General features: G+C 72.5%; 10 protein-coding genes. 8 read left to right on the top strand and 2 right to left on the bottom strand.

Annotated features, from left to right (window positions below; translation table 11 throughout):
• Positions 1 to 10 precede the first annotated feature (10 nt).
• The 3 genes from AC07FA_RS13600 to AC07FA_RS13590 are packed head-to-tail and all read left to right on the top strand — an operon-like array spanning position 11 to position 4,208.
• Positions 11 to 754: a thioesterase II family protein gene (locus tag AC07FA_RS13600; RefSeq protein ID WP_479075383.1), complete on the top strand. Its 744-nt coding sequence runs from the start codon at positions 11 to 13 to the stop codon at positions 752 to 754.
• Complete coding sequence (locus AC07FA_RS13595; protein ID WP_479075381.1) at positions 751 to 1,590, top strand: mycofactocin-coupled SDR family oxidoreductase; 840 nt, start codon at positions 751 to 753, stop codon at positions 1,588 to 1,590. Before AC07FA_RS13600 ends, AC07FA_RS13595 begins: the two co-directional genes overlap by 4 nt.
• A 38-nt stretch (positions 1,591 to 1,628) precedes the next feature.
• Positions 1,629 to 4,208, top strand: a complete 2,580-nt coding sequence (locus AC07FA_RS13590) for an amino acid adenylation domain-containing protein (protein WP_479075380.1) — start codon at positions 1,629 to 1,631, stop codon at positions 4,206 to 4,208.
• Positions 4,209 to 4,278: 70 nt separating this feature from the next.
• On the opposite strand, the gene AC07FA_RS13585 is transcribed toward AC07FA_RS13590, so the two are convergent.
• Positions 4,279 to 5,814, bottom strand: coding sequence for a ricin-type beta-trefoil lectin domain protein (locus tag AC07FA_RS13585; RefSeq protein ID WP_479075379.1), 1,536 nt, complete (start codon positions 5,812 to 5,814; stop codon positions 4,279 to 4,281).
• Between the two features lie 106 nt (positions 5,815 to 5,920).
• Between AC07FA_RS13585 and AC07FA_RS13580 the strand changes: the two genes are divergently transcribed.
• The 5 genes from AC07FA_RS13580 to AC07FA_RS13560 all read left to right on the top strand — a co-directional run bounded on the left by AC07FA_RS13580 (position 5,921) and on the right by AC07FA_RS13560 (position 11,960).
• Positions 5,921 to 7,324, top strand: coding sequence for a class II fumarate hydratase (locus tag AC07FA_RS13580; protein ID WP_479075378.1), 1,404 nt, complete (start codon positions 5,921 to 5,923; stop codon positions 7,322 to 7,324).
• A gap of 44 nt (positions 7,325 to 7,368) precedes the next feature.
• Positions 7,369 to 8,064: a cytidylyl-2-hydroxypropylphosphonate hydrolase gene (gene fomD / locus AC07FA_RS13575; protein WP_479075376.1), complete on the top strand. Its 696-nt coding sequence runs from the start codon at positions 7,369 to 7,371 to the stop codon at positions 8,062 to 8,064.
• A gap of 296 nt (positions 8,065 to 8,360) precedes the next feature.
• On the top strand, positions 8,361 to 10,289 hold the full coding sequence (locus tag AC07FA_RS13570) for a SpoIIE family protein phosphatase (RefSeq protein ID WP_479075375.1): 1,929 nt from the start codon (positions 8,361 to 8,363) through the stop codon (positions 10,287 to 10,289).
• Positions 10,290 to 10,449: 160 nt separating this feature from the next.
• Entirely contained in the window at positions 10,450 to 10,902 is a 453-nt protein-coding gene (locus AC07FA_RS13565; RefSeq protein WP_479075373.1) for an RICIN domain-containing protein, read from the top strand.
• Positions 10,869 to 11,960: an AfsR/SARP family transcriptional regulator gene (locus AC07FA_RS13560; RefSeq protein ID WP_479075371.1), complete on the top strand. Its 1,092-nt coding sequence runs from the start codon at positions 10,869 to 10,871 to the stop codon at positions 11,958 to 11,960. Before AC07FA_RS13565 ends, AC07FA_RS13560 begins: the two co-directional genes overlap by 34 nt.
• Positions 11,961 to 12,064: 104 nt before the next feature.
• Here the strand turns inward: AC07FA_RS13560 and AC07FA_RS13555 are convergent, their stop codons facing one another.
• A complete protein-coding gene (locus AC07FA_RS13555) occupies positions 12,065 to 12,715 on the bottom strand; it encodes a cutinase family protein (RefSeq protein WP_479075926.1) in 651 nt (216 codons plus the stop codon).
• Positions 12,716 to 12,763: the final 48 nt, after the last annotated feature.

Below are 12,763 nucleotides of genomic sequence, written 5' to 3'. Positions count from 1 at the left end.
AAGAGAGACCGTGGAAGAGACCGTCCCCGTGGACGAGACCGTACTGATCTGCCTGCCCTTCGCCGGAGCGGGTCCGTCGTTCTTCACCCCGTGGCAGGCGTCCGCCCCGGCCGGGCTGCGGGTCCTGCCGGTCCATCTGCCGGGCCGCGAGAAGCGGTTCACGGAGACCGCGTTCAGCTCGGCGGGCCCGGCGGTGACCGATGCGTACGAGCAGGTCACGGCCGCGCTCGGGGTCTCCGGACGCCGCGTGGTGCTGTTCGGGCACAGCATGGGCGCGGTTCTCGCGTACGAGCTGGCGCACCGGATCGAGGGGGCCCCGCACACGGCGGGGCTGCGGCTGGAGGGCCTCGTCGTGAGCGGTTCGCCCGGCCCGTGGACGCCCAGGACCGACCGGGCGGGCGAGCTGCCGGACGAGGAGTTCGTGGCGCGGGTGAAGACCTTCGCCGGGTACGCCCACCCGGCGCTGGAGGACCCCGAGATGCGGGAGCTGCTGCTGCCGTCGCTGCGGGCGGACGTGCGGCTGCACGAGACGTACGTGCCCTCCTGCGACCGTCCGCTGTCGGTGCCCGTCACCTCGGTCAGGGGCCGTACGGACACGCTGGTCGGCGCGGCCGACGCCGCGCAGTGGGGCGGCGCGACGACGGGACGGCTGACCGTGGCCGAGCTGCCCGGCGGTCACATGTATCTGGCCGAACGTCCGGGCGAGCTGCTGGAGTTGGTGGCCGCCGGGCTCCGCGCCCCGCAGGACCGGTGAGCGGCGGCGGTGCCCGGCTGGCCGGGCGTACGGCACTGATCACGGGGGCGGCGCGCGGGCTCGGCCGGGCCTGTGCGCTGACCTTCGCCCGGGAGGGCGCGGACCTGGTACTGCTGGACGTGGCGGCGGATCTGCCGGGCGTCCCGTACCCGCTCGGCTCGGCCGGCCAGCTCGCGTACACGGCGGACCTGTGCCGGGCGGCGGGCTCCGCCGTCCTGTCCCGGCAGGCCGACGTGCGCGATCTCGCGGCGCTGGAGGCGGTGGCGGACGACGCCGAGGAACGCTTCGGCCGGATCGACGTCCTCGTCAACAACGCCGGGATCGCCGCCCCTTCGGGCAGACCCGCCCACGAGATCGACGAGTCCGAGTGGCAGCTGATGATCGATGTGGACCTGGGGGGTGCCTGGCGGGCGATCCGGGCGGTCGGCGGGCGGATGGCCGCCCAGGGCTCCGGTTCCATCATCAACATCGCCTCGACGGCGGGCCTGGTCGGCTACCGGCACTTCGCCGGTTATGTCGCCGCCAAGCACGGCCTGGTGGGCCTGACGAAGGCCGTCGCCCTGGACTACGCGCCCCGCAAGGTCCGGGTCAACGCGGTCTGCCCCGGCTCGGTCCGGGACGACGAGGCGATGGAGGGCCGCATGCTCGCCGAGATCGCCCGCTCTCTGGAGGTGCCGGTCGAGGAGCACGAGGAGACGTTCGTACGCGGCCAGCCGATGAACACCCTGGTGGAGCCCTGGGACGTCGCGGACGCGGCGCTCTGGCTGGCCTCGGACGAGTCCCGCCGGGTGACGGGAAGCGTCGTCACGGTGGACGGCGGCTTCACCGTCCGCTGATCCCCGCCCCCCTCCTCCGCACGACAAGGAGTACGTACGTGCCCTCTGCCCGCCATGCGCTGACCGTCCGCCTCCCCGACGGCGCGACGGACACCCCGGTGGCCGCCGCGCTCACGGCGGCGGCGGAGCTGTGGTGGCCCACGGACCCGCGTCCACGCCTGTGGACGGACCGCGTCCCCGCGCAGGCGGACTCCCCGGCGGCCATCCACCGCCGCGCCACGGAGACCCGCAGGCCCCTGGCCCCGGGCCACCGGCTGCGTGCCCTCTTCCTCCGGTACGAGGGTGGGGGCGCCCCCGACCTGGTCCTGGTCGCGGACGCGACGGAGCTGGACGCGCGGTCCCTGTGGCTCATCTCCGAGGTCCTGCGGGGAAGGCTCGCCCTCCACGACGTACGCCCCCTGGCCGCAGCCCCGGACCTCCGCCCCGACCCCGCGATGCTCCCGCTCATCGCCGCGCTCGCCGTCGTCGCCGGGCGCCACGAGGGCCTGCCGTACGTCCCCGTGGGCGTCCCCGTCCCCGCCGCCGACCGGCCGCCGCACGCCCTCGGGGCCTTCGGCGGACGGGCGGTCTTCGCGGCCGACCTCACCGGGAACCGCACGATCGGGGATCTCCTCGCCACCCCGCTCAGCCCCTTCCCGGACGGCCCCGCACCGGCCGTCGGCATCGTGGACCCCGGCCCGGCCGCCGGGCAGCAGGCGGTCACCGTCCTCCCGTACGCCGAGCAGCCCTACGCCCGCACCCTCCTGCACGGCCCGGACGCCGGCCCGGACGGTGACTTCGAACGCCAGGTGTTCCGCGTACGTGACCAACTGCTCTCCCTGCCGCCCGGCACCCTCCTCGACGCCCTGTATCCGCTGAGCGACGAGGAGGCCGCCGCCCAACTCGCCCTGGGCCGCGGCGCACACCCCGCGCCCCGCACCCCGCGCCGCATCGACGGGCTCTTCGCCGACCGGGCCGCCGCCCACCCCGACGCCCCCGCCCTCACCTGCGCCGGCACCACGCTCACGTACCGGGAGCTGAACGCACGCGCCGACGAACTCGCCGCCGGGCTGCGCGCCTCGGGCGTCGCCCCCGGCGACCTCGTGGGCATCTGCCTGCCCCGCTCCACGGACCTGGTGGCGACGATGCTCGCGGTCCTGAAGGCGGACGCGGTGTACGTACCCCTGGACCCGGACCATCCCGCCGACCGCCGCGCCCGCACGGCCGAGGACGCCGGGCTCCGTCTGACCGTCGACGACACCGCCCCGCTCACCGGCCACCCGGCGCGGCCCCGCCCCCCGGCCGGCCCGCCCACCTCACCCGCCTACGTCATCCACACCTCGGGCTCGACGGGCCGCCCCAAGGGGGTCGTGGTCCCGCACGTCAATGTGACCGCGCTCGTCGAGGCGACCCGCGAGGACTTCGCGCTCACCCCCGCCGACACCTGGACGCTCTTCCACTCGGCGGCGTTCGACTTCTCGGTCTGGGAGATCTGGGGCGCCCTGCTCACCGGCGGACGTCTGGTGGTCGTCGACCACTGGACGACACGCTCTCCCGCCGACTTCCACGCCCTGGTCGTCCGCGAGGGGGTCACCGTTCTCAGCCAGACCCCTTCGGCGTTCACCCAGTTCATGGCGGCCGACCGGGACGCCGGAGGCGCGCTGCCCCTCCGTCTGGTCGTGCTGGGCGGCGAACCCCTGGACACCAGGCCCCTGCGCTTCTGGTTCGACCGCCACCCGGAGGACCGCTGCCGGCTGGTCAACATGTTCGGCATCACGGAGACGACGGTCCATGTGACCGCCCTGACGCTCACCCGCCGCGCGGCGATGGAGGGCTCCCGGTCCGTCGGCCGCCCGCTGCCCGGCTGGCACGTCCACGTCCTCGATCCCCGGGGCCGTCCCGTGCCGCCCGGCGCCCCGGGCGAGATCCACGTCGGCGGAGCCGGTGTCGCCGACCGGTATCTGCACCGGCCCGGACTCACCGCCGAACGCTTCGTCCCCGACCCCTGGCACGGCGGCCGTCTGTACCGCAGCGGCGACCTGGGCCGGCTGCTCCCGGACGGCACCCTGGACCATCTGGGCCGGATCGACGACCAGGTGAAGATACGGGGCTTCCGCGTCGAGCCGGACGAGATCCGTCACGCGCTCCTGGAGGACCCCGCGGTGACGGCGGCCGCGGTGACGGTCACCGGCCTGGACCGGGGGGACGCGGCCGCCGTACGCGTCGACGCGTACGTGGTCCTGGTCCCGGACGCGAACGACGACACCGCTCCCGTACGCCGTCGTGCGGCGCGCCTGCTCCCCGCCCACATGCTGCCCTCCACGGTGACGGCCCTGCCCCGGCTCCCCCTCACCCCGAACGGCAAGCTCGACCACGCCCGGCTTCCGGCTCCCCGGCAGCCCGCACCGGCGCCCGCGTCCTCCACCGGACCGGCCGCGGCGCTCACCGAGGTGTGGCAGGACGTCCTGGGCATTCCGGCCGTCGGCCCGGACGACAACTTCTGGGACCTGGGCGGCAATTCGCTGTACGCGATCCGGATCGGCGCGGCCGCCCGGGAACGCGGTCTGCCCCCGATCCCCCTGCGCCAGCTTTATCTGACCCCTACGGTACGGACGCTCAGCGCGGCCCTGGCGCCCTGACCACAGCCCCGCGCGGGCAAGGAGGAGGGGGCGACCCGCGACCGCGGCCGCCCCCTCCCCCGTCAGCGGGCTACGCGAATCGCTGCGCCGCACCGCCGTTGCACGCCTGGAGCTTCAGCGGGTCCTTCGCCGACGCGAGCGTCAGGCAGAGCCCGGTGGCGGCCGCCGGACGCAGAGTGCCCGACTCCTTCACGAACTTCTGGTTCGCGGCGCCCGAGCAGTCCCACAGGACGAGCGTGGCGCCCGCCCGGTACTCCGCGCCCGGCACGTCCAGGCAGCGGTCGTGGCTGAGTTCCGTACGGACCGTCCTCTCGGCCGCGTCGTACCACCAGTCCTGGTTCCGGCCGCCGTGGCAGTCCCAGCCGGCGACCTGGGTGCCGTTCCGGGTCACCGACGCGGGGACGTCGACGCACGTCCCGGTGGCCTCGTTCCTCAGCGGGTCGAACACGTCGTCCCAGGCGACCGGCTGGAGCACCGGCCTGCCCGCGCTCGCCGGGTCTGCGCAGCTCGCCTCGCGCGCCCCGGAGTTGTAGATCTGGGTGAGGCAGGAGGCGAAGGCCCCGTGCCCTGCCAGGTTGGGGTGGAAGGACTGGCGTACCGAGTTCTCGTCCGGCAGTCCCGGCTTGGACAGGTCGATGTACAGGCCGCGGGCCCAGGCGTTCTGGGTGCAGACCTCGTGACCGTGGAAGAGCCGGGAGTTGTCGAGGTAGACGGCACCCGTGGAGGCGGCCGCCTTGCGCATGCCCACCTCGAAGGCGGGTACGGCGGTGTTACGGCCCCAGACGGTGTCGGAGTCGTACCCCAGACCGCCGCAGGCGATCTTCCCGGGGAAGTCCGGGTTGTCACGGAAGTCGGGGCCGATCGGGCTCGGGTAGCCCATGACGACGAGCTTGTAGTCGCCGTTGGCGTATCCGGCGTCCGTCATGACGGTCCGCAGGTCGCGTACGGTCTGTTCGACCTTGGGGACGAGGGCGTCGACGCGGGCCTGCCAGCCGCCGGCGTACTTGGGCTCGCAGGGGCCCTGGAGGGTGAGATAGCGGACGACGCAGTCCGTCATGACCGGGCCGAACTGGAGGTCGTCGTTGGCCCCGGCCACCAGCACGATCATCTTGATGCGGGTGTTGCGGGCCTTCACGGCGAGGCTGTCGCTCTGGACCAGCTCGTCGGCGTACTGCTGGGAACCACCGATTCTGATGTTCCCGGTATAGGCGCCGGAGCAGGAGACGTTGTACGTGACGTCCGCCGCGATGCCCGTACGGTGGATGGCCGCGTCGGGCGACCGGTGGCACCAGTTGTCCGGGCCGTTGGTGCCGGCCTCGTACGTGCCGACGCCCTCGCCGGAGATCTCGCTGTCGCCGAGCGAGATCAGCCCGGTCTTGCGGTCGGCGAGCGGCCGCTCGGCGGGGCTGCCGTACAGCTGGGTGGCTTCCGCGGCCCGGACGGCTTCGAGAGCGGGCGGGAGCGGGGTGGATGCGGTAGTGCTGGTACGGGTCTCCGCCGCGCCCGCCGGCCCGGCGGCAGCCATGGAGCCGACGGTCGCCACGAGTGCGGCGGCAGCCGCGACCGTACAGCGAAGTGCGTGAAGTCTGTGCCTGGTGCGCCTCATTGCGCCTCCCGGATTGTGGGGTTACCCCAGGTATTTACTGGCCGGTAGGCGACAAGGGAATACGTAGAACAAGACAAGTGCTCATCTTTTTCAGGAGGTTCGAAACATGAACGGTTCGTCAGGCACCCCGCGGTACCGCACCGAGCACGATTCGATGGGGGAGGTGAAGGTCCCCGAGCACGCCAAGTGGCGGGCCCAGACCCAGCGCGCCGTGGAGAACTTCCCCATCTCCGGGCAGCGTCTGGAGCGGGCCCACATCGAGGCCCTGGCCCGGATCAAGGCGGCCGCCGCCAAGGTCAACGCGGAGCTGAAGGTCCTCGACCCGGACATCGCCACCGCGATCCAGGAGGCCGCGGCCGAGGTCGCCGAAGGACGCTGGGACGAGCACTTCCCCATCGACGTCTTCCAGACGGGGTCCGGCACCTCGTCCAACATGAACACCAACGAGGTCGTCGCCACCCTCGCCACCGAGCGGCTGGGGCGCGAGGTCCACCCCAACGACCACGTCAACGCCTCGCAGTCCTCCAACGACGTCTTTCCCTCCTCCATCCACATCGCCGCGACCGCCGCCGTCACCGCGGACCTGATCCCCGCGCTCGACCATCTGGCGGCCGCGCTGGAGCGAAAATCGGCCGAATTCTCGGAGGTCGTGAAGTCGGGCCGTACGCACCTGATGGACGCCACGCCCGTCACCCTGGGCCAGGAGTTCGGTGGCTACGCGGCGCAGATCCGGTACGGCGTCGAGCGCCTGCGCTCCTCGCTCCCCCGCCTCGCCGAACTGCCCCTGGGCGGTACGGCGGTCGGCACCGGCATCAACACCCCGCCCGGCTTCGCCGCCGCCGTCATCGCCGAGGTCGCCCGCACCACCGGGCTCCCGCTCACCGAGGCCCGCGACCACTTCGAGGCACAGGGCGCCAGGGACGGGCTGGTCGAGACGTCCGGGCAGCTCCGCACGATCGCGGTCTCCCTGACGAAGATCTCCAACGATCTGCGCTGGATGGCCTCGGGCCCGCGCACCGGACTGGCCGAGATCAATCTGCCGGACCTCCAGCCGGGCTCCTCGATCATGCCGGGCAAGGTCAATCCGGTCATTCCGGAGGCCGTGCTGATGGTCGCGGCGCAGGTGACGGGGAACGACGCCACGGTCGCCACCGCGGGCGCCGCGGGCAACTTCGAGCTCAACGTCATGCTGCCCGTGATCGCGAAGAACGTGCTGGAGTCGGTGCGGCTGCTCGCCAACGTCTCCCGGCTGCTCGCCGACCGGACGGTCGACGGCATCACGGCCAACGTGGAACGGGCCCGCATGTACGCGGAGTCCTCCCCCTCCGTCGTCACCCCGCTGAACAAGTACATCGGTTACGAGGAGGCGGCGAAGGTCGCCAAGAAGTCCCTCGCGCAGGGCACGACCATCCGCGAAACGGTGCTGGCCTCGGGATATGTCGAGCGCGGCGACCTCACCGTGGAACAACTCGACGAGGCACTGGACGTGTTGCGTATGACCCGTCCGTGACGCGTATCGCAGCGGGCGGGCGGATGGATCTCTAAGATCTCTTCATGACAGGTACGGGAGAGGCGCGCTGGGTGCCCGGGGACCAGATCCTCTGGCGCTACCGCGACAACGGTGGCACTGACCGCGGCAACGGCGACGGGAACGGCCGGCACGCCGTACACATCTGCCGGCCGGTCACCGTCGTCCAGGACACCGACGAACTGCTCGCCGTGTGGATGGCGCCGGGCACCGAATGCGTGAGACCGGTCCTCGCCGACGGCACCCAGGTGCACGCCGAGCCGCTCGCCACCCGCTACACCGCGCCGCGCACCACCACCCGCTCGACGTGGTTCGGCACCGGCGTGCTGAAGCTGGCCCGGCCCGGCGACCCCTGGTCGGTGTGGCTGTTCTGGGACCGCGGCTGGACCTTCCGCAACTGGTACGTGAATCTGGAGGAGCCGCTCGCCCGGTGGTCCGGCGGCGTCGACTCCGAGGATCACTTTCTCGACATCTCCGTCAACCCGGACCACAGCTGGCGGTGGCTCGACGAGGACGAGTTCGCCCAGGCGCAGCAGGTCGGCCTGATGGACCGGGCCACCGCGGCACGGGTGCGGGAGGCGGGCCGCGCGGCCGTCGAGGTGATCCAGGAGTGGGGGGCGCCGTTCCGCGACGGCTGGGAGCACTGGCGGCCGGAGCCGCACTGGCAGGTGCCGCCGCTGCCGGATGACTGGGACCGCACCCCCGCCCATATGCCGTCGTGAGATCCTTGGTGCGACCACAAGTCGTCGCACGAACCGTACGAACCGCACGGACCGCACAGTCCGGGGCGGGCCGCACGCTCGCATGAACCACTACGAGGGGGTGGAGACGTGCTCGCTGTCCGCCGTCCCCTCGCGGGAAACGATGTCGCCGTGCCAGATCGTGGGCAGCCGGTTTCGGCCCCGCGTACGAGGGCATGCGGTGACAGCCGTTGTTCATACCGCTCTTGGCGGGGCACAGTAGCGCCCCACGAGGTGTCTGCCTCATACAACCGGCCCGGACGGACGGAATCCCACGCGTGACGGAGCATCCCACCTCCCACGAAGGCCGGCAGCCCCTCGCGGCCCGGTCTCAGGAGCGCACCCGGCCGCGGCAGCAGGACGCCCCGGCGGCCCCTGCCACCGCCGCGATCCCCGGGCCGGCCACCGCGCCGAACCCCGGGCCGAATCCCGTACCGCTGCCGTCGGCGAATCCGGCCACGCCGGGCGCGGACGCCCAGGCCGCCGCGCGTCGCGAAGGCGACCGGCTGCGCTTCGTGGGGGCGGCGACCCGCCGTATCGCCCGGGGCATAGACCTGGACGAGATCGTCCTCGGGCTGTGCCGGGCCAGCGTGCCGACCTTCTCCGACGCCATACTCGTCTACCTCCGCGACCCGCTCCCGGTGGGCGACGAGCGCCCCGTCAGCCCGTTCGTGCTGCGGCTGCGCCGTACCGACCGGCTGCGTTTAGCCGACGAGGAGAATGAGAACGGCCCGGAGGCCGAGCGCCTGCGGCTGCCCGGCGCCGACGCGCAGTCCGACCTCATGCCCGCGGCCGAGCTGTGCGAGGTCCGCTCGGGCGGTGCCCTGGCCGAGGTGCTGCGCGGCGTACGGCCCGTCTTCGGGGACGCCGCGGCGGCCCGCGCCGCGCTGCCCGAACTGCTCGGGGCCGGACGTGCCGTGCCCACCGGGCACCGCGCGATCCTGGCACCGCTGCGCGGCCGGCGGCGGGTCATCGGCGCCGCCGTCTTCCTGCGCGGCACCGAACGCCCCGCGTTCGAGGCGAACGACCTGCTGGTCGCCGCCCAGCTGGCGACGCACACCGCGCTCGGCATCGACAAGGCCGTGCTGTACGGCCGCGAGGCGTACATCGCCGACGAGCTCCAGCGCACCATGCTGCCCGACTCGCTGCCGCAGCCGACCGGCGTCCGTCTGGCCTCCCGCTACCTCCCGGCCGCCGAGACGGCCCGCGTCGGCGGCGACTGGTACGACGCGATCCCGCTGCCCGGCAGCCGGGTCGCCCTCGTCGTCGGTGACGTCATGGGCCACTCCATGACCTCCGCGGCGATCATGGGCCAGCTGCGCACGACCGCGCAGACGCTGGCCGGGCTCGACCTGCCGCCGCAGGAGGTGCTCCACCACCTGGACGAGCAGGCGCAGCGGCTCGGCAGCGACCGGATGGCGACCTGCCTGTACGCGGTGTACGACCCCGTCGCCCACCGGATCACCATCGCCAACGCCGGCCACCCGCCGCCCGTCCTGCTCCACCTGGGCGGCCGGGCCGAGGTGCTGCGGGTGCCTCCGGGCGCCCCGATCGGTGTCGGCGGAGTCGACTTCGAGGCCGTGGAACTGGACGCGCCCGCGGGCGCCACGCTCCTGCTGTACACGGACGGTCTGGTCGAGTCCCGGCTGCGGGACGTGTGGACGGGGATCGAGCAGCTGCGGGAGCGGCTGGCCGCCACCGCCCGGCTGACCGGCCCCGACCACGCGCCTCCGCTGGAGGCCCTCTGCGACGACGTGCTCGACATGCTCGGTCCCGGCGACCGGGACGACGACATCGCGCTGCTCGCCGCCCGCTTCGACGGGATCGCGCCCAGCGATGTCGCGTACTGGTTCCTGGAGCCGGAGGACGAGGCTCCGGGCCGGGCCCGCAGGCTGGCCCGCAGGGCGCTCAGCCGATGGGGTCTGGACGACCTGTCGGACGAGGTGGAACTGCTGGTCAGCGAGGTGGTGACCAACGCCGTGCGGTACGCGGAGCGGCCGGTGACCCTGCGTCTCCTGCGCACGGACATCCTGCGCTGCGAGGTCGGCGACGACTCCCCGCAGCTGCCCAGGCAGCGCCGGGCCAGGGAGACGGACGAGGGCGGACGCGGTCTGTTCCTGGTGAACCGCCTGGCCAGGCGGTGGGGGGCCACCCGGCTCTCGACCGGCAAGGTGGTCTGGTTCGAGATGGCGACCCGGAGCCAGTAAGCACGCGTCGGAAGGCGTTCCACGGCCGTACTCGGCACCGGCGGCCCCGTCCGCCGCCGGTCTCCGTCAACCCCGATCATTCCGGGTGTCCGGCCGTCGGGATGCGCGGCTTACTTGTGGTCCGCCACCTCCACGGACCATGAAGGAGACGACGAATCCCATGCGCGCCATGCGATCGATGCTGCTCGGCGGGGCCCTCGCCCTCGCCACTGTCACCGCCCCCACCAGCGCTCTCGCAGCCCCGACAGGGGCCACGGACGTAGTACAGAGCTTCCATAACCAGCACACCGGCCGGTGCATGGACGACACCAGCAACGGCTTCCGCACCTGGAGCTGCAACAACACCACTCCGCAGCAGTGGAACGTGCACGTCTGGGGCGACGGAACGCGCCAGTTGAGGAACCAGAACACCGGCCGGTGCATCGAGGACACCGACAACGGCTTCCGCACCGTGAACTGCGACTCCAGCGCGCAACAGAGCTGGTGGGTGAAGGTCTGGGACGACGGCACGGTCCGCTTCCAGAACCAGCTCACCCTGCGGTGCATCGACGACAGTTCTCTCGGCTTCCGTACCTGGGCGTGCAACAGCACCGCGTACCAGAGCTGGTCCTGACCGGTGCTGTGACCGGCGAAACCACCGTGCTCACGCGTCAGGAGCGCAAGGTGCTCTCCGCGGTCGGCTGCGGCCTGCGGGACGACGAGATCGCCGTCGCCCTCGCCATCCCCGAGGACGCCGTGGCCGAACAGGTCGCGCGGGTCCTCGGGAAGCTCGGTCTGCGCGACCGGGCCGGCGCCGTCGTCCACGCCTTCGACTGCGGGCTGGTCGTCCCCGGACGCGGCCCCCGCGCCCAGTCGGTGCGCCCGGTCCGGCGGACCACCGCCGGCCGGGCGGCCGGACCAAACGTGCGGGTCTCCGTGCTCGGCCCGCTCCAGGCATGGCGGGAAGGGCGACCGCTGAGCCTGGGGCACCTGCGCCAGCAGGCCGTCCTGGCCGCGCTGGCGATGCGCGCGGGGCGGACGCTCAGCCGGGAGGAACTGCTCGACGGCGTCTGGGGGACGGAGCCGCCGGCCGCGAACGTGGTTCCCGTCTACATCTACCGATTGCGCAAGACCCTCCGCCTCGGGGACAGCCCGGACTCGGTCATCGAGCACGACCGGCGCGGCTACCGGCTGGCCTCCGGCGCGGTCGACGTGGACGTGGCGCGCGTGGAGGAGTTGATCACCGACATCGGGACGGCGGAACGAGCGGGTACCCCGGCCGAAGTGCTCCGCCTGTGTTGTCAGGCACTGGGCCTGTTCCGCGGGGAGATCCTGGCCGGTATACCGGGGCCGCTCGCCGAATGGGAACGGATGCGGCTCGGCGAGCGCAGAACTTCCCTCGTGCAGCGGAAGTTGACGTGTCAGCTGCGACTGGGGCGGCACGCGGAAGCGATCCCCGAGCTGTTCGCCCTGTCCGCGGCACATCCCCTGAACGAACCGGTGGCCGCCCTGCTGATGCGCGCGCTGTGCAGCACCGGTCGGCAGGCCGACGCCCTGACCGTCTTCGACCGGACCCGCCGCTGTCTGGCCGACGGCCTGGGGGTCCCGCCGAGCCCCTTGCTGCGGCGGACACACCAGATGATCCTGCGCGGGGACGACGCCGGCCTCGGTCTCACCAGGACCGCGCGCTAGGCAAACACATCGCCGTCCGCCGGCGGCCAGATGTTCCTGGCCGCCGGCGGACGGCGCATCCGTCCGGCCGGTTACCCGGCCGACGCGGACTTCGACTTCGTCGACTACGCGGGATACCAGGCGCCGTTGTACCACTGCTCGTTGGCGCTGTCGTTGTGGTGATCCATGTTGAAGTCCATCGGGTAGTTGTTGACGTGGTTGTGCGGGTAGGTCCAGATGCCCGCGGACTCGTCGCGGACGTAGTCCCAGTGGCAGATCGTCTTGACCGGCACATTGCCGAAGAACCGGTCGGCGCCGGCGAGCGGAGCCCCTACGAACCCGCCGAACGGCACGGACCCGCCGTTGGCGCCGGGAGGGCCCTGGCGCTTGGGGTCCGAGATGAGAATGGCGTTGACGTTGCCGAACGTCTGCCAGTTCTCGGTGACCCAGATGTGGACCACCGCGGCACCCAGGGAGTACCCGCCCATCTTGACGTGCTGGCCCGGGCACGCGGCCCGCTGGTCGCGGACCAGCCGGTTCAGCTCATTGACGCCCGCGCGGGCGCTCGTACCGTTGGGGATCTGGGTGGGATACCCGACGTGCTGCTGGATGTTGCCGGTGAAATTGTCGTTGTTCCACGAGCTGCCCGTGCCACCGACGACGATCGTGTAGGTGCCCTCGCACGAAGCTGCTTGCGCCGAGGACGCCTGTGCCACCGAAAGCCCGGCCGTCAGCAGAAGTCCGGCCAATAAGGCCGTGAACCTTTTTGCTCGCATTCGATTCTCCTTGTGTGGTCGGCCGACCGCGTTCGCCTTGTGATGCGG

This window comes from Streptomyces sp. NPDC045968, assembly GCF_056430475.1.
Note: the sequence above shows the minus strand (reverse complement) of the source record. Positions and strands in the feature narration are given on the sequence as shown.